Below are 17,021 nucleotides of genomic sequence, written 5' to 3'. Positions count from 1 at the left end.
TTGATTCTTACTGCTCAATCACCACAGGTTTTTTCAGGGCAACCCAGCCTTCTGCCTTTGGCAAGTAATTGGCCTCAATCACATTGCGCTTGATCTTCATGGTGGGGGTCAGGAAGCCGTTTTCCATGCTCCACAAGTCTTTCACCACCACAATGCAGCTCAGCTTTTCATGGGCCTCAAGCTGACCATTCACATGGTTCAGTAGTTCGGTCATTTCACTTTCAACCCGTGCCGCTCCATTGGGGTTTTGCTCCACTTGTTTGTGTTCTTCAAGCGGCAACATGACCAAAGCAAATGGCTGTGAAAATGAAGGCCCAGTTACACACACCGCTTCAATCAACTCATGGCCATTCAAGCGGTTCTCAATCGGCACAGGTGCAATGTATTTGCCCTTGCTGGTTTTAAACAACTCTTTCACGCGGCCTGTAATTTTCAATCGACCTTGTTCGTCGATCACGCCCATGTCGCCTGTTTTCAGAAATCCGTCTTCGGTATAAGACTGCGCGGTGAGTTCCGGGTTTTTGTAATAGCCCATCATGTTGCATGGGCTTTTCACCAGCACTTCGCCCACATCAGAAATTTTGCATTCCACGCCTGGGTAGGTGTTGCCCACGTAACCCACGCGCACTTTGCCGGGCAAGCTGCAATGCGAATAGGCGAAGTTTTCGCTCATGGCATAACCTTCCAGCAAATCAAGGCCCAGGTTGCGATACCACGACATCAAGGCGGGCGCTAACGGAGCGGAACCGCTGAGGGCCATTCGCACTTCCGACAAGCCCAGTTTCTTCAGCAAGAACTTTTTGAATAAACCGGAAAGAATTGGAATGCGGAAAATAACATGCTGCACACCCAACGGAATTTTTCCGCAAATGCCGTTGTAAAACTTGGTCCACAAACGCGGCACCGAGAAAAACAGGGTTGGGCGTGCGCGTTGCAAATCTTGAATAAAGCTGTCGAGCCCGAACGAGAAGTACACATGAAAGCCATAGAACAGCGAGCCAGTTTCCAGAATGGCACGTTCAGCCGCATGGGCCAATGGCAGGTAGGAAATCATTCGGTCGGTGTTGCTGAAGCTCATGACTTTCGATGTACCGCGCAGCGCGCTGATCATGGCATTGAAAGAAATCATCACACCCTTGGGTTTGCCGGTACTGCCCGAGGTGTAAAGCATGGTGGCCATTTCATCTTTGCTGCGCTTCACGGGGTTCTGAGTGGGTGCGGTGGCAGCCACAATGTCGTCCCATTTTTTGGCATGGGCCAGTTGCGGCGCCAAGGGCAAGGTGATGGTGGGCATGTCGGTGGGAATGCCCTTTTCGACCACGCGCCACAATTCATCCATCTTGCCGATGAAGATCATTTTCGAGTCGCTGTTTTCCAGCACATATTCAGCAGTTTCAGCATTCAGCGTGGGGTACAGGGGAATGGACACATGCCCTGCCCGCCAAATGGCCAAGTCGGCTATGATCCAGTGGGCGCTGTTTTTACCCAGAATGCCGATGTGGGTTTTCTCGGGCAGATTCAGTGATTGCAAATACGCAGCCATGCGATTTACTTGGTCAGCCACCTGGGCCCAGGTGTAATCCACGGTTTTCTCGGCCGAGAAAGGCTGAGTGAAGTAAACCTTGTTGGGTTGGTTGGCCGCCCAATGGTCCAGGCAATCCAGCAGGGTTTCGAATTTCTCGTAATGCGCTGCGCTCATGTGTTTGTCTCCATGTTTTTTATAAGTATTGCCGCTCCCAAACCTCCACCGGCACAACTAGATACTACCGCGTATCGCTTGTTTTCCACTTGCAACCTGCGGGCTGCGGTGGTGAGCAAGCGAATGCCCGTGGCTGCAAATGGATTGCCCAAGGAAAGTGAGCCGCCCCAAGTGTTCAACTTGTCGATTGGCAGTTCGCCCGGCACCTGGCCCTTGTAATACTCGTCTGCAAACTCGCTGCGCTGCATGCAAGCGATGTTCACGAGAATTTGAGCGGCGAAGGCTTCGTGAAGTTCCCACACATCAATGTCGGCCATGCTGAGCTTGTTTCTTGCGAGCAACTTGGGAATGGACACTGCCGGCCCCAGCAACATTTCTTCTTCCAGGCTTTTCACCGCGGCCAATTCATAATCCACCACCTCGGCCAGGGGCTGTAGACCCATGTTGTTTGCAGCTTCCAGGCTGGTGACCAACAAGGCGGCAGAGCCGTCCGTGAAGCGGGAAGAACCGGCTGCGGTGATTACGCCGTCTTTTCGGAAAATGGTTCGCATGGTGGACAGCTTTTGAATATTACTGTCTTTGCGAGGCGTGTTATCCGATGTAATGGGATGTTCAAAGCCGGGCACCTGAACCGGAATAATGGTGCCCTCAAAATAACCTTGGTTCAGTGCCTCAATGGCCAACTGGTGGCTGCGCGCCGTGAATGCATCGCAATCTTCGCGGCTTACCTTGAACTTTTGCACCATTTGTTCGGCGCACACACCCATGGTTTTGCGGGTGGTGAAGTCGGTGCCGGTGGGCATCTCGGGTTTCAAATCAGCTGGGCGAAGGCTGGCCAAATTCTTCAATATGTTTTTTGCGGAAGAATCTTGCCGCACCTTCATGGCTGCACGCCGAATTTTTTGCGAGTAGCGAATTGGAATGTCGGAGAAACTTTCCACACCCGCCGCTATGCCCACATCAATTCGACCCAGAGCAATCATGTCGCACAAATTGGCGAAACCCACGCTGGCCGACAAGCCGGCCATCGAGGTGGTGTATGCAGGAATTGTGGCTGGCAAGCCAGCGCTCAACATGCTTTCACGGGCCACATTCGAGGTTTCAATTTCATGAAGCACCGTGCCCATGGTCACCATGTTCACGCGGTTTGCATCAATGCCTGTTTTGCTCACCAAACCTGCAATGGCTTTTCCACCCAGTTCATAGGTCATGAGCTGGGAATACGCACCACCCGAATCGAGAAAGGGGGTGCGCACACCATCGACAATCACTGCTTTTCGAATCGACTTCATTTGAAGCGCCCCACCATGTGCAGGGTGCCATCTGCGGCAGCCAAACGCAGCTGTGTGTAACCTTCAGAATCCTTTTGAGTACTGGTTTGCACCTGTATGCCTGCGTTGGGCAAAGGCAGTGGTTTGATCCAGCGCACATCCAGATCGGCCACTGAATGCCCTGCGTTGTGCAGCACTTCCCAAGTGCGGGCCAGTTGCCCGAAGCCATGCAAAATACAACTTCTAAAGCGCGTGCGTTTGCCCACAGCCTTGATGGTGTGTATGGGGTTGAAGTCGCCGGTCAGCATGGCGAATGCAAGGCCGTCGTCTTCCTCGGCATTCCAGTGGCCTGCGGTGTTGAATTCAAATTCATCGCGCTTGGCGGGTTTGCTTTTGCCCGCCGGTTTACTGCGGGGCACAGTGGAATAACTGTCGATGACCATGGCCAATTCACCCTTGGGGTTGCTGGCCTGCACGCGCGTGTGAATACGCACTTTGTCGCCATCGTCAGTAACATCCATCAAGCTGCCGCGCAACGAAATGGCCTCACTGCGCTTCAGAGGCGAGTGAATTTGCATGCGCAAACCCTGATTCAACAGCGACAACAAATTGTAGGGTGCAAGGCTGCCCAGCTTGGCCAACATGGGCATGGCCCAATGGCTACAAAAGTGCGCTGGCATTTCTGTGCTGTAGCGATTGGCTGGCGCACCTGTCCAGGCCACGTATTGATCCAGCAATTCATTGTTGAGTGCAGGCACGTGCATGCTGTGGTGCACAGGAAGTTGCGGCAAAGTGCCAGGCCGGGTGATGGGGGTTGCATTGCGAATGGCTGCCCAGCCCATGGACCGAATGTTGGGCCAGTGCAAAGCCAAATACTTCAGGGGGTAATCTGCCAACATGGTGTTTATTCCTTTTTTACAAGCCCAACTGCTTGCCGATAATTTCGTTCATGATTTCATAAGTGCCACCGCCAATCGATGCAATACGATTGTCGCGGTACAAACGTTCCACCAAACTTTCACGCATATAGCCCATGCCACCAAAAATTTGTACGGCCTCATAGGTAATAAAGTCCGATGTTTTGGTGGCAAAGTTTTTGGCCATCGACACTTCTTTCAAAGCGGGTTTGCCTGCCTGCATGCGGGCTGCAACCCGGTAAGTGAATTCGCGGCTGGCTTCCAGCTGTGTGGCCATGTCAGCCAGCTTGTGGCGAATCACCTGGTGTTTGCTCAAGGGCTTGCCAAAGGTGCTGCGGTTTTTGGCGTAGGCCAGCGCTTCGTTCAAAGCCAGTTCCGACAAAGTATTTGAGTAGCATGCCAGGCCCAAGCGCTCGGCCTCGAAATTGGTCATGATCATCATGAAGCCACCGTTTTCAATGCCAATCAAATTTGATTTCGGCACCACCACATTGTCGAAGAATAGTTCAGCTGTGTCGCTGCACCACCATCCCATTTTTTTCAAAGGCTGGCCTGTGGTGAAACCGGGCATGCCCTTTTCCATCAACAGCATGCTGATACCACCATAACCATCGCCGCCTGTGCGCACAGCCACTGTGTAATAGTCAGCACGTATGCCCGAGGTAATGTAGGTTTTGGAACCCGACACTTTGTAGTGGTCGCCACAATCCACCGCACGGGTTTTCAGGTTGGCCACGTCTGAACCACCACCCGGTTCGGTCACTGCCAATGCGATAATTTTGTCGCCACTCAACACCTCGGGAACAATGCGCGCTTTCATTTCAGCACTGGCCCATTTGGCAATGGGCGGCAAGGCAATACCGTGCGACATGAGGCTCGAGAAAAAACCACCGGAGCCAGCACGCAACAATTCTTCAGTGGCCACCAGGCTCATGAAATAATCGCCTTCGGAATTGCCACCTAGTTCTTCCGGATAACCGATGGCAAGAATGCCCGCCTCGCCAGCCAAATTGTAAATTTCGCGCGGGAAAGTACCGGCCTCCTCCCATTCATTGATGTTGGGTTGAATATGTCGCTCGACGAAGCGACGAATATTGCGACGTGCTTCCTCGTGGGTTTGATTGAAGTAAGTGGTGAACATGCGAGAACCTTAAAGAGGTGATGACAACTGGCGAATGCGGGTTTGAAAGTAAGGTGGGCGGCGAACTTCGCCATGCCCAAGCCATGCCGCTGCCGCAGCAAATGCGGCACGCCCTTCTGGCATGGATGGAGAAAACAAAATGAAATCGTGAAACACACCCGACCACACATCAACATGACACACGGTGCCCAGTTGCTGCGCCTGCTTCACCAGCCTTAAGCTGTCCACCATGAACACTTCATTGGCGGAACACTGCACATACACGGGCGGCAAGCGCGACAGGTCGCCCAACAAAGGCGAGATAAGCGGGTTTTCTGGATTGTGCACACTGGCATAGGGGGTGGCGAACATGCGCTTGAGCCAGTCACGGGCCTGCGCTTCGTTGTGACCCAGGAATGCATCCACCACCTCGGGGCGCAAATCACTTTCACCCAGGGAAGGATCGAGCCAGGGCGAGCTGAGGTACACACGTGTGGGCAATCGAAGCTCACTTGAGTTCATGGCATGGCACAAGGCCAGGCTTAAATTACCGCCCGCTGAATCGCCGGCCAGCAGCAATTCATCCTGACCGTGTTCATGCAGCAAGGCTTTCCACACAGCAACCACATCGTTCAAGCCAGCGGGGAAAGGGGCTTTGCCCATGAGGGTGTAATCGGGCACCCAGGCGCGGGCAATGCCCGATTTTTTACACAAGCGCGCAACGAAGGCACGGTAATTCGCTGCGCTGCCAAACGCAAAGCCACCACCATGCAAGAACAACAAAGTTTGACGGCTGTTGGCATGCGCACTGTGGTTCTCGATTATTTCTACCGGCACGCCGTTCACGGTGCGGTGCTGCACGCTACAACCCGCAGGCATTCGGGAAAGCTTTTGCAGCAGGTTCGTGACGCGCTCGCCAACCCGCCACACCTTTTCAGGATTTCGGGCAGCCAGCAAACGCCCTTGGCACAGGCGAAGAAACAGGGTGACGGATTTGGACATTGAGCTCATGCAACCATCTTGTTGCACACAGGCAGTTCAGCCTAGGGCAAAGCCGGACACAATGGGGGTAAATAGCGACAGCGTGTCTTAATTTACCCTGCTTTGTTCAACAAAGGCCTGAGGCGACATGCCAAACCAGCGTTTGAAGGCACGCCTGAAATTGGACACTTCCTGGTAACCCAAGCTGAGTGCCACCGATTCCACGGTGTTGTTACTGACAAGCAAGCTGAGTTTGGCCTGCCGGGCCAGTTCGGAATCACGCAGTGTTTGGTAACTGGTGTGTTCATCGCGCAGGTAACGCATCAAGGTGCGCGATGACAAATGAAAGTGGCTGGCCACCTGCTCGCAGGTCCATATTTGCCCGGGGTTGCTGCGCAGCAGCTCGGTGACCCTGGCTGCCCAGTTGCTGGGGCGGCGTTGTTCCAGCAGCAATTGCTCACAACGCGCCAAGGCCATGGCATGGGTTTCAGGGTCGGCCATTGGGTTAGCCATCAAAGCCAAACCATGGGGAATCACGATTTTTGTTTTGGCTTTGCCAAACAGGCATGGCGCATGCAGAAACTGCGGATACTGATCGGCATAAGGCGGGGCAGAATACGCCAACTCAATTCGCAAAGCGGGTTTGGAATTGCCAATGATCATGCCCAGGTGGTTGACCATGGTGGCCAACACTGCTTCGCAGAAAAAGCGCCCTACTTCATCCAGCGCAATGCCCATGTTGATGATCACGGCAAAGTGATCGCTGGCAATGTGACCTTCCATGCGGGCAAAGCCGCCGCGAATGTCGTGAAATTTTTCAGTCGCTTTCCAGGCATGGCCCAAGGTGGGCGATGAAGCAATCAAGGTGCCCAATGGCCCATGCGCGGCCAGATGCAGGTTCGCACCCCAGCGCAAACCCAGGGCCGGGTTGCCGCTGAGCTGCAAGGCATTGCGCACAATAATGGCTTGCGCTTCAGCGTCAATGTACTTGTTCAACTCGAACAGATCGGCAGGGGCAAGACGCGTACCCTTCAACAACAGAAGCTGGCCTTTGTGGTCCAGCCCCTGCTCACGCGCCAGGGTGCGTGTGTAGGCTGTTGGAAAAACAACCTTGTTGTTGGCTTGCTGAGCAATCACACTGTTGCGGCCAGTCGGGCACCTTGGTTGATTGCTTCCTTGGCATCCAGCTCGGCAGCTTTGAACGCACCACCGATAATGTGCACAGGCTTGCCCAAAGCGCGAACTGATTCTTCCAGTTCCCGGTTGGAGTGCTGGCCTGCACACACGATTACATTGTCGACTTCCAGCAAGTGCTCGGCGCCATCGGGCGTGCGAATGCGCAAGCCTGCGTCTTCAACACCCATGTATTCCACACCCGACAACAAACGCACACCCTTGGCTTCCAGCGCGGCGCGGTGGATCCAACCCGTAGTTTTACCGGGGCCTGCAATTTTCTTGGGCTTGCGTTGAAGAATGGTGATTTGGCGACTTGCTTTTTCAGGGTTGGCTTTCACGCCTGCAATGCCACCACGCGCATTCTGCGCGCGATCAATGCCCCAGAATTCGCAGAAGTCTTCAATGCTGGTGGAGGGGGATTTTTCACTACCGTGATGCGTTAAGAACTCAGCCGTATCCACACCAATACCGCCACCGCCCACAATTGCCACACGCTGGCCCACAGGCTTGCCATGCTTGAGCACATCGAGATAACCCATCACCTTGGGGTGATCAACACCAGGCAGGCTGGGTACGTTGGGAATAATGCCAGTGGCCAGCACCACTTCATCAAAATCTTTCAGATCATCAGCGTTCACGCGTTTACCCAATTGCAAATTCACGCCTTCCTTGTTCAGCATGGTGCTGAAGTACCGAATGGTTTCGTGGAATTCTTCCTTACCGGGCACTTGCTTGGCAATGTTGAACTGCCCGCCGATTTCCTTCGCTTCATCAAACAAGGTCACAGCGTGCCCACGCTGCGCAGCTGTCAGCGAGAAGGACATACCGGCAGGGCCTGCACCCACCACCGCCACTTTTTTATTCGCGGTTGTTTTGACAAAAACCAGTTCTGTTTCATGGCAAGCCTGCGGGTTCACCAAACAACTGCAACGCTTGCCGCCAAAGGTGTGGTCCAGGCAAGCCTGGTTGCAACCAATGCAGGTATTGATTTCATTCACGCGCCCTTCTTTGGTTTTCAGCACCCAATCCGGATCAGCCAAAAACGGGCGTGCCATGGCGATCATGTCTGCATCGCCGTTTTCAATCACACGTTCGGCGTCATCAGGCATGTTCAAGCGGTTCGATGCTGCAACAGGAATCGACACCACTTCCTTGATTTTGCGTGTGGCCCAAGTGAATGCGCCGCGCGGCACTTGCGTGGCAATGGTTGGAATTTTTGCTTCGTGCCAGCCAATGCCTGTGTTCAGAATGGTGACGCCTGCCTTCTCCAGTTCGCGAGCCAGCAACAATGTTTCTTCCAGGCTTTGACCATCGGGCACCAAATCAAGCATGGACATGCGGTACACCACGATGAATTCCGCGCCCACTTTGGCGCGAATGCGGCGCACCACTTCCAGCGGGAAGCGCATGCGTTTCTCGAAGGTGCCGCCCCATTCATCGGTGCGCTCATTGCCACGCTCGGTCAAAAACTGGTTCAGCAAATAACCCTCGGAACCCATCACTTCCACGCCGTCATAACCTGCCATTTTTGCGTAGCCCGCCGCGTTGGCGAAGCCATCAATTTCCTGTTCAATTTCAGCAGGGGTTAATTCACGTGGTGTGAAAGGAAAAATTGGCGATTGCTTGGCAGAGGCAGAAACCATGTTCACGTTGTAGGCCTGACGGCCTGCATGCAGCAATTGAATGGCAATTTTGCCGCCAGCGGCATGCACAGCGTCGGTCACCGTGCGGTGCCGAATAGCGTCTTGCTCGCTGGTCATTCGGCCTGCGCCGGGCCAAAGCACAGCGGTTTCAGAAGTGGCAAAACCACCGGTAATCATCAAGCCCACATCGCCTTGCGCGCGGCGCGCAAAAAATGCAGCCAGCTTCGCTGGATCTTCTTCTTCAAGCCCGGTGTGCATGGAACCCATAATGACACGGTTCTTTAAGGTGGTGAAACCCAGATCCAATGGCTCAAGAAGTTTGCTGTGAAGTGCTGCTGGCATTGTGGTTCCTCGTGCTTGTCGATGTTTACTGGTCGCCTTCCGCCAATTCAATTTGGCGGCCTTCAAAAGATTACATTGATTTAACTAAAAATGAGATGGTACGAAATGTTTTAGTGAACATTCATCAGTGTTTGTTGCTGTGTGTTTGCCGAAAGTCGCTTGGCGTTTGGCCACACCAACGCTTGAAAGTGCGGCTAAAATTCGATGCGTCTTCAAAACCCAAATTGTAGGCAATGTCTTCAACCGTGTTGTTGGTGTGCGCAAGCAGCCAACATGCTCGCTCGTGTCGAACCTCATCCAGCAACTGCTGAAAGCTGGTGCCTTCGGCCTGCAAGTGGCGCATGAAGGTGCGCTCGGTCAGGTTTTCTTGTGCGGCCATGGTTTGCAAGGTGGGCATGTGCCCCTCAGTTTGTTGCAACTGCACGCGCACACGCTGCGCCAGTGTGCCGCCGGCTTGCAAACGCTGCAACTGCAAATCGCAGTCGCGAAGCAAATGCTGCAAAGCCTCATCGTCGGCGGCCAGGCTTGGGCTGTTCACCAAGGAAGGGTGTAACACCACCCGCAACTGGGCACAGGCAAATACGTTTCCGTGCGCCATGCGCTGATATTCATCTGCCCATAGGGGGGCATCGAAAGGCCATTCGATGCGCAGCAAAGGTGGCAATTCCTGCCCGGTCATCGCGGTGAGCAACTGCACCAAACCACCCAACAATTGGCAATGCAGGTATTCGCGCACAGGGCCCAAATCAACCCACTCCTCAAGCACGGCTGCAAAGTCGGGTTCATGTTCAAACTTTAGATTGGCCAGGTTCTGCCGCAAACCTGCATACCGTTGCAACAACAACATGGCACTGGGCAAATTTTTGCTGGCAATCATGGCTGCACCCAAGGTGCCATGCGCAGATGCAGGCGTGCGCAAGCCCACCTCAAGGCCAAGCCAGGGGCAATCGCTGAGCGCCAGCCCACGCTCGATCAATTGGCGCATTTGATCAAAACTCATGAACTGGTTGTGTTCATGCAAATGCTGCCAATCCAGGGGCAAACCTTTCAGAATTGCTGCGGGTGCAAACCCACGGCGCTGCAGTTCTGCACACAGCAAACGCGCGTACACCGGGTGCAGGGCAGGCTTTAACGCTGCGACTGATTCGTGAAAGGACTTGGGCAAGTTTTTGTCTCGATGATTTCTGTTTTTTATGTTTTGTCACTTTTTGACGATCTTATGCCACCCTGTGCGGTGTTGTCCATCGCATCGCAAGCCTAAGATGAAACCATCCTGAACAACACGGTGCGAATAAATGACTTCAAATACAATGCCCGCAACCCAATACAAAGACCCCAAGAAATTTCTTTGGCTGTTGTCCGTAATTGCGCCTTTCGCAGCCCCGCTGGGCCCGATCATGTATCTCTACACGGGTCACACCCAATGGCTGTGGATCTTCCTGGCTTTCTTTTACCTCGGCTTGCCGGTGCTTGATTTCGTGTTTGGTGAAGACAAACAGAACCCGCCCGAACAGGCCGTGCCCGAACTGGAAAACACCACCTACTACCGTGTAATCACCTACTTGTTGGTGCCAATCATCACTTTCGGGTTTCTGTTCAATGTGGTCTTCTTGGCCACGCACGAACTTCATTTGATTCATTGGCTGGCTGTGGCGATTACTACCGGTGCCATGCTGGGTTTTGGCTTGAACCTTGGCCATGAAATGGGCCACAAGAAACGCAAACTTGACAAAGCCCTTGCGCTGATCACCTTGTCGTTGGGTGGCTACGGTCATTTCTCGATTGAACACAACCGTGGGCACCACCGCGATGTGGCCACACCGGAAGACCCGGCCACTTCCCGCATGGGCGAACACATTTACGAGTTCATGTTGCGTGAAATTCCCGGTGCCTTCAAACGCGCCTGGAGGCTGGAAGGTGAGCGCCTTGAGCGGGCTGGAAAAAGCCGCTGGAATGTGGGCAATGAAATGCTGCAGGGCGGTGCAATGACTTTGGTTTTGTACACCGCATTGATTGTGATGTTCGGCTGGCCCATGGTGCCGGTGTTGGCCGTGGTGGCCTTCTGGGGTGCATTCCAGTTGACCAGTGCAAACTACATTGAGCACTATGGTCTGATGCGCCAAAAATTGCCCAACGGCGAGTACGAGCGTTGCGCGCCACACCATTCCTGGAACAGCAATCACTTGGTTTCCAACCTCGTGGTGTTTCAGTTGCAGCGTCATTCGGATCACCATGCAAACCCGGCGCGCAGTTACCAATCGCTGCGCGATTTTCCGGAATTACCCAGCCTGCCATCCGGATACTTCGGAATGTTTCTGGTCGCTTACGTTCCACCACTTTGGTTTGCTGTAATGAACCCACGGTTGCTGGAAGTGGCTGGAAAGAATGCACAGAAGATCAACATCCATCCACGCAAGCGCGCACGCGTCATTCAACGTTACTCGTTGGCAGCATAAGAACTGATTTCTGCGGGAATACGCAGATCAACATTAGCCAGCCTGATTGATCTGCTTGCCCACAGCGCCCTTTTGAAGGGCGCTTTTTAATTGGGCAGGAATAATTTGCTTGGTAAATTCTTTGACATCGACCAACACGTAAGTGGCTTGTGATGTAGCCACCAAAACATTGGTGCTTGCGTTCACAAATTCAAAATTCAAAGTGAAACTGGTGTTGCCGAAATGGCTTGGGTAGACGCTGGTTTTCAACACTTCATCAAATCGCGCTGGGCTTTTCCACTCGGTCAGCAATCGCACCACCTGGGTTTCAAACCCCATGTGCAACAGTTCGTTGTAGCCGCCAATTGCTGCGCGCATGTATTCCGTGAGCGCCAAATCCACGTAATCGCCGTAACGCGCGTTGAACACGACGCCTTGCGCGTCGCATTCCCCGTATCGAACCCGAAATAAAAACTGGAACGGTTCAGCCATCACTTAAACCGGCTGCGGGACCAGTGCCTGGTGCAACTGTTCCTGCCTCACCTTGGCGTTTTGCTCCGCCTGTTCAAGCGCTTTCACGCGCGACACGCCACGGATCATGTCCACTGCTTTTTCGGCCATCATCATGACAGGCCCGTTGGTGTTGCCACCGATCAAACTTGGCATGGCAGACGCATCCACAATTCGCAATCCTTCAAGGCCGTGCACGCGCAACTGCGGGTCCACCACAGCCATGGGGTCACTGCCCATTTTGCAGGTGCCAGTGGGGTGGTAGACGGTGTCCACACGATTGCGCAGTACCTCGCGAATTTCGTCATCGGTGTGTACATGCTCAGTGAATTTGTCTTTCAAAATCCACTTGGCCAGTGCCGGTGCATGCATGATCTTTCTCGTCAGCTTGAATCCCTCGACCAACTCTTCCATGTCGCGCGGGTCTTTCAAAAATCCAATGTCGATCACCGGTGGTGTGTCCATGGTGTTGCCCTGCAAGGTCAGGCTGCCCCGGCTGTGCGGCCGCAACAGGCAAACATGGCATGAGAAACCGTGGCCAAGGTGCATCTTGCGGGCGTGGTCGTCAACCATAGCAACCACAAAGTGCAACTGCACATTCGGGTCTTTCATGTCGGGCTTGGTTTTCAGGAATGCGCCACCTTCAGCAAAGTTGCTGGTGAGTGCACCTCGGCGATTTCGGCGATAGCGGAAAATTTCACGCAGCAGCCTGAAACTGCCGCGAAGTGACAAGCCGAGGGTGTCCAGACTCTTCGTGGAATAGCCAAAAATGAAGTCGGGGTGATCCTGCAAATTCTTGCCAACGCCTGGCAGGTGATGAACCACCTCAATGTCGTGGCGAGCCAACTCGCTGGAATCACCAACGCCGGAAACCATCAACAACTGCGGCGTTTGAATGGCACCTGCTGTCAGGATAATTTCCTTGCGTGCTTTCAAAACCGCAAGTTGGCCGTTGATTGAAACCTCTACCCCCACCGCGCGCTTGCCTTCAAACAACACACGCTGAACCATGGCTTTGGTGTGTACAGTCAAATTTTTACGGTGCAAGTGCGGGAATAAGTAGGCGCGGGCTGCGCTCCAGCGTTCACCATTTTTTTGAGTCACTTGATAAATGCCAACGCCTTCCTGGTCTGCGCCATTGAAGTCGTTGTTGATCTTGAACCCTGCCTGTTTGCCAGCCTCCAGATAAATTTGCTGGAAGGGATTGTCGGAACGCAAATCGGCCACATTCAAAGGGCCGCTGTTGCCATGGTAGGCATCACGAATTCGTTCATTGCATTCGCTCAATTTGAAATACGGCAGCACTTCTTTGTAAGACCAACCACTGCAGCCTTCTTCGTTGGCCCAACGGTCGTAATCCGATGCAGTGCCACGCACATACACCATGGCGTTGATGGCCGAAGACCCACCCAGGCACTTGCCACGCGGCTGATACCCTTTGCGACCATTCAGCCCAGCTTGTGGTGTGGTTTCGAATGCCCAATTGTTGATTTTGGTGGGCAGCATGACCACCGCGCCACTGGGAATATTGATGGTGTTTCCCGTGCCATCGCCACCCGCTTCAAGCAAACACACATCCAGGGTTGAATCTTCGCTAAGCCGACCGGCCATTGCACAACCGCCTGTACCGCCACCCACCACAATGTAGTCGTGTTCTGTCTTCATGTGCTCCTCCTGGATTTCAAACTCGCTTGTGTCAAGTCTAGTTGTTGTGTTTATTCATTAATCATAGAGGAAGCCGGGCGAAATGAAACGCCGATACCGGGTCAAAAAATTGATAATTCCGGTCAAGCGATGCGGCTTAGCTTTTCAGAAACGGCGCCAGAAACCGCTGTATGGTCGATGCCCGAATGCCCAGCCAATTGATTAATGTCGGCAAGTGCTTGCTCCACCTCACGCATCACACGTTGGGTAAGCTCTTCCACCGTGGGCACGTCTTGCACCAGGCCTTGGACCTGACCGATCAGCTGCACACCTTGGGCGTGGTTGCCATCGATGGTTGCTTTTTTGATTTGCAAAACCGCTGCGCCATAGAAAGTCACGGTCAGGGTTTGTTCCAAGCCCATCTTGAATACGTCTTTGACAATACCCAGCAGGGGCTTGTTCATTTCACGGGCTGCAAGGTAAGCACGCCACATGGCGCGAATCGGGTTGAACTTCTTTGCCATAATTCTTTTTGAATTTGGTGTGGTCATGACACGGCAAGGAATGCTGTCGAAGTTCTTGCTGTAAATGGTTTCTTCCACTTCCTTTTTAACAATCAGTTCTTTTGTGTTTGCGTGAACAGGGCTTTCCTTTGACGCTGCCCAGCGCGTGCCCATGGCCACGCCGTCCGCACCCAAAGCCAAGGCAGCCACCACGCCACCGCCCGTGCCAAAACCGCCCGCTGCAATAATTGGCAGCTTTGTAACTTGCCGAATTGCGGGCACCAACACCAATGAAGTGACTGAGCCACCATGCGCCGCAGCTTCATGCCCGGTGACCAGCAAGGCATCAACGCCTGCCTGTTCAGCTTTTAGAGCATGCTTTGCATTTACAACCGTTGCAATCACCTTGCCGCCGTATTCATGCACGCGTTTGCACACATCGGCACCGCTGCCCAGGCTGAAATTGATCACGGGCACTTTTTCATTCAAGGCCACTTCAAGGTTTTCGCGCGCCCCTGGCATAATCAGCGCGCACCCAATGCCAAATGGTTTGCTGGTCAGGCTTCTTACCTTGCGAATTTCAGCAAGTGTTTGTTCCGGGTTCAAATGCCCAATTGCCAGTATGCCAAGGCCACCCGCATTGGCCGTGGCTGCAACAAGCTTGGCGTCGGCCACGTAGGTCATGCCCGGGCAAACCAAGGGGTATTGAATGTTGAACATCTCGGTGATGCGGGTTTTCATGACAAGTCCGTGAATCGATTATGCCGGCTGCGGCGACCCACTAAATATTACACGAGCATTATTAATCTGATAAGCAATGTAAGTAATTAGCAAAAGGCCACCTCATTTTTCAACGAAGTGGCCTTTCACATTCAAGAAATGTATTACCCAAGCGTATTTGTCAGATCACCCAACAGTGGCAAACCGCCCAGCAATCCGCCACCACTGCTTCCGGTAGTACTTATCGACGAAAGCAACCCGCCATCAAGCAAATCACTGAGCAGGGGAATATCACCGGGTACACCACCAAAACCTCCGCCCAGCCCTCCGGTCAAGCCGTCCAGTGCTTCTCCCAAAAATGGAATATTTGCCAAAGCAGAATCTACGTCTCCTCCCAAAGAGCCCGCCAGATCTCCAATCAAGTTGGTCAACGGCGCGGCAGGTGTATTGCCACCCACCGAAGAAACTGCATCGCCCACGCCACCCAACAATCCACCCACAGTGTTTAAGAGCGTGCTGCCCCCCTCGCCAATCAAAGCCAGTGGCGTGGATGACAAGCTGGCCTCAAGTCCGCCTCCAAGCCCAGTCAAAATTCCGCCCAGTCCGCCTTCGTTGTTTCCTGTTGCAACTGAATCGACCACGCCCCCCAACGCACTGGCAATATCGCCAAGCACGGGAATAGGTTCAAGCAATTGACCTACGCTGTCAGTCACATTTACAAGAGTACCCACTACGCCGCCCACACCACCGTCGGTGTTCGGGCCGCTGGTGCCCAGCAAATCCCCTATCAGATTCGATACTGGAGCAAGGGGAGTTCCCTCACCTAAACCGCTCACCTGATCCGCTGCCATTCCCAATAAATCCGTCAGTGCGCCCAGGCCCATGTCCAACACATCCGCCACAGGGGCCAAGGGCGTACCGTCCAGGCCGTTGGTCAAGCCATCCGTGACCCCGCTTAAAATCCCGTTCAAGCCACCGTTGTTGTTGCCGACCAAAGTGGACTCCAGCACTCCGCCAACGGCACCCACCACATCACCCACAACTGGCACCGGTTCAGTAAGCTCGGTCAGGTTGTTCGTCAGGTCGCTGACTGTTTCAGCCAATCCTCCCGCATTCTCAGCGGGCAAGGCGCCGGGATCCGCAGATCCCGGGGCACCTGAGTTGTTGTCATCGTCAGACCCGACAAACAAAGCCGCTGCACCCACTGCCCCTGCCACTGGAAGTGCACTTATTCCCGCCCCTGCACCCAACAGACCTGCACCGAATAGACCGCTCATTTCACCAGAGGGTTCTTCGCCATCGAGCACGGCGGCCTGATTCTCACCATCGAATTCAGAAACCAACGTCACATTGCCCAAGCCATCGCCGGCATTGGAGGCGATTACAACCTGCCCATTCATGCCAGCGTCAGGGTCAAAACCCAGCGTCGCCTCTCCGCCATTCGAAATCTCAAGGAATGCGGGAATTTGTTGATTGGTACCAGGGATGCTAACCACAGCAATTGAATTGCTGGTTGAACGCAGAACGTCCCCGGCCTGCAAGACCATGTCCTCTTGCAAGGGCACTTCAACACCATTTCTTTTCACAAAGACGTCGCCATCAATATTGGCCACGGAAGCAACAACAGGGCTGTCAAAATTCATTTTATTTTCCTTGAATCAAGCGAATTCAGCGCTCTGAGCCACCACGGGCTCAGCGAATGATGCACTGGAGTTAATAGGCGATGTGGACTGGAAGAAATCAGCAAAACAAGATGGAGAAAGGGCCGAAGTCAAAGGATCAAACTGGTTGTGCATGCCAAACAAGGACAAATCGATTTGAGCAATTTGCGAAACAATGCTTTGAAACAGATCGCCAGGGATAAATGAAGACGCAAGAGAAAGATCGATCAAGTTCGATCCTGGCAACGAGTCCATGGATTCCAAACCAACGGTAACTGGCGACTGACTTAACATTGAATTCCTTCAGCTGGGGTTGAAGACAAAATGGTTAATCATTTGTGGCTAACCATTTCTAGGTAGCAAATATACCTAATTTGTAAGGTTTTTACTTACAATGTG

At 53.4% G+C, this 17,021-nt stretch carries 14 protein-coding genes; 1 reads left to right on the top strand and 13 read right to left on the bottom strand.

The window, feature by feature from the left end:
- Positions 1-7 precede the first annotated feature (7 nt).
- The 8 genes from NSP04_RS14770 to NSP04_RS14735 all read right to left on the bottom strand — a co-directional run bounded on the left by NSP04_RS14770 (position 8) and on the right by NSP04_RS14735 (position 10,314).
- On the bottom strand, positions 8-1,699 hold the full coding sequence (locus tag NSP04_RS14770) for an AMP-binding protein (protein WP_257513120.1): 1,692 nt from the start codon (positions 1,697-1,699) through the stop codon (positions 8-10).
- Positions 1,696-2,991 (bottom strand): thiolase family protein, encoded by a 1,296-nt coding sequence (locus tag NSP04_RS14765; RefSeq protein WP_257513119.1) that lies wholly within the window; start codon positions 2,989-2,991, stop codon positions 1,696-1,698. The genes NSP04_RS14770 and NSP04_RS14765 overlap by 4 nt, the downstream gene beginning before the upstream one ends.
- Positions 2,988-3,869, bottom strand: coding sequence for a MaoC family dehydratase (locus tag NSP04_RS14760; protein WP_257513118.1), 882 nt, complete (start codon positions 3,867-3,869; stop codon positions 2,988-2,990). The genes NSP04_RS14765 and NSP04_RS14760 overlap by 4 nt, the downstream gene beginning before the upstream one ends.
- A gap of 16 nt (positions 3,870-3,885) precedes the next feature.
- Positions 3,886-5,028: an acyl-CoA dehydrogenase family protein gene (locus NSP04_RS14755; RefSeq protein WP_257513117.1), complete on the bottom strand. Its 1,143-nt coding sequence runs from the start codon at positions 5,026-5,028 to the stop codon at positions 3,886-3,888.
- A 9-nt stretch (positions 5,029-5,037) separates the two neighbouring features.
- On the bottom strand, positions 5,038-6,009 hold the full coding sequence (locus tag NSP04_RS14750; protein ID WP_257513116.1) for an alpha/beta hydrolase fold domain-containing protein: 972 nt from the start codon (positions 6,007-6,009) through the stop codon (positions 5,038-5,040).
- Positions 6,010-6,096: 87 nt separating this feature from the next.
- On the bottom strand, positions 6,097-7,125 hold the full coding sequence (locus NSP04_RS14745; protein WP_257513115.1) for an AraC family transcriptional regulator: 1,029 nt from the start codon (positions 7,123-7,125) through the stop codon (positions 6,097-6,099).
- The gene (locus tag NSP04_RS14740) at positions 7,122-9,149 is read right to left on the bottom strand and encodes an NADPH-dependent 2,4-dienoyl-CoA reductase (protein WP_257513114.1); all 2,028 of its coding nucleotides are present in this window, start codon (positions 9,147-9,149) and stop codon (positions 7,122-7,124) included. Before NSP04_RS14740 ends, NSP04_RS14745 begins: the two co-directional genes overlap by 4 nt.
- A 124-nt stretch (positions 9,150-9,273) precedes the next feature.
- Entirely contained in the window at positions 9,274-10,314 is a 1,041-nt protein-coding gene (locus NSP04_RS14735) for an AraC family transcriptional regulator (protein ID WP_257513113.1), read from the bottom strand.
- Between the two features lie 130 nt (positions 10,315-10,444).
- On the opposite strand from NSP04_RS14735, the gene NSP04_RS14730 reads away from it, so the two are divergent.
- Complete coding sequence (locus NSP04_RS14730) at positions 10,445-11,605, top strand: alkane 1-monooxygenase (RefSeq protein WP_257513112.1); 1,161 nt, start codon at positions 10,445-10,447, stop codon at positions 11,603-11,605.
- 33 nt (positions 11,606-11,638) lie between these two features.
- On the opposite strand, the gene NSP04_RS14725 is transcribed toward NSP04_RS14730, so the two are convergent.
- The 5 genes from NSP04_RS14725 to NSP04_RS14705 form a co-directional block, all read right to left on the bottom strand.
- The gene (locus NSP04_RS14725; protein WP_257513111.1) at positions 11,639-12,076 is read right to left on the bottom strand and encodes an acyl-CoA thioesterase; all 438 of its coding nucleotides are present in this window, start codon (positions 12,074-12,076) and stop codon (positions 11,639-11,641) included.
- Positions 12,077-12,079: 3 nt separating this feature from the next.
- The gene (locus NSP04_RS14720) at positions 12,080-13,759 is read right to left on the bottom strand and encodes a GMC family oxidoreductase (RefSeq protein WP_257513110.1); all 1,680 of its coding nucleotides are present in this window, start codon (positions 13,757-13,759) and stop codon (positions 12,080-12,082) included.
- A gap of 122 nt (positions 13,760-13,881) precedes the next feature.
- A complete protein-coding gene (locus NSP04_RS14715; RefSeq protein WP_257513109.1) occupies positions 13,882-14,982 on the bottom strand; it encodes an NAD(P)H-dependent flavin oxidoreductase in 1,101 nt (366 codons plus the stop codon).
- Between the two features lie 143 nt (positions 14,983-15,125).
- Complete coding sequence (locus NSP04_RS14710; protein ID WP_257513108.1) at positions 15,126-16,604, bottom strand: hypothetical protein; 1,479 nt, start codon at positions 16,602-16,604, stop codon at positions 15,126-15,128.
- A 15-nt stretch (positions 16,605-16,619) separates the two neighbouring features.
- Positions 16,620-16,916 carry a hypothetical protein gene (locus tag NSP04_RS14705; protein ID WP_257513107.1) on the bottom strand — a complete coding sequence of 99 codons (297 nt, stop codon included), beginning with the start codon at positions 16,914-16,916 and terminating at the stop codon, positions 16,620-16,622.
- Positions 16,917-17,021: the final 105 nt, after the last annotated feature.

Source organism: Limnobacter parvus (assembly GCF_024623725.1).
GTDB classification, from domain to species: Bacteria; Pseudomonadota; Gammaproteobacteria; order Burkholderiales; family Burkholderiaceae_B; genus Limnobacter; species Limnobacter parvus.
Note: the sequence above shows the minus strand (reverse complement) of the source record. Positions and strands in the feature narration are given on the sequence as shown.

What these genes read in the sequence shown, in the direction of transcription:
- NSP04_RS14730 (WP_257513112.1), top strand. Translation starts at nt 10,445, where the DNA reads ATGACTTCAAATACAATGCCCGCAACCCAATACAAAGACCCCAAGAAA.
- NSP04_RS14765 (WP_257513119.1), bottom strand. Translation starts at nt 2,991, where the DNA reads ATGAAGTCGATTCGAAAAGCAGTGATTGTCGATGGTGTGCGCACCCCC.
- NSP04_RS14760 (WP_257513118.1), bottom strand. Translation starts at nt 3,869, where the DNA reads ATGTTGGCAGATTACCCCCTGAAGTATTTGGCTTTGCACTGGCCCAAC.
- NSP04_RS14715 (WP_257513109.1), bottom strand. Translation starts at nt 14,982, where the DNA reads ATGAAAACCCGCATCACCGAGATGTTCAACATTCAATACCCCTTGGTT.
- NSP04_RS14710 (WP_257513108.1), bottom strand. Translation starts at nt 16,604, where the DNA reads ATGAATTTTGACAGCCCTGTTGTTGCTTCCGTGGCCAATATTGATGGC.
- NSP04_RS14755 (WP_257513117.1), bottom strand. Translation starts at nt 5,028, where the DNA reads ATGTTCACCACTTACTTCAATCAAACCCACGAGGAAGCACGTCGCAAT.
- NSP04_RS14705 (WP_257513107.1), bottom strand. Translation starts at nt 16,916, where the DNA reads ATGTTAAGTCAGTCGCCAGTTACCGTTGGTTTGGAATCCATGGACTCG.
- NSP04_RS14720 (WP_257513110.1), bottom strand. Translation starts at nt 13,759, where the DNA reads ATGAAGACAGAACACGACTACATTGTGGTGGGTGGCGGTACAGGCGGT.
- NSP04_RS14725 (WP_257513111.1), bottom strand. Translation starts at nt 12,076, where the DNA reads ATGGCTGAACCGTTCCAGTTTTTATTTCGGGTTCGATACGGGGAATGC.
- NSP04_RS14770 (WP_257513120.1), bottom strand. Translation starts at nt 1,699, where the DNA reads ATGAGCGCAGCGCATTACGAGAAATTCGAAACCCTGCTGGATTGCCTG.
- NSP04_RS14740 (WP_257513114.1), bottom strand. Translation starts at nt 9,149, where the DNA reads ATGCCAGCAGCACTTCACAGCAAACTTCTTGAGCCATTGGATCTGGGT.
- NSP04_RS14750 (WP_257513116.1), bottom strand. Translation starts at nt 6,009, where the DNA reads ATGTCCAAATCCGTCACCCTGTTTCTTCGCCTGTGCCAAGGGCGTTTG.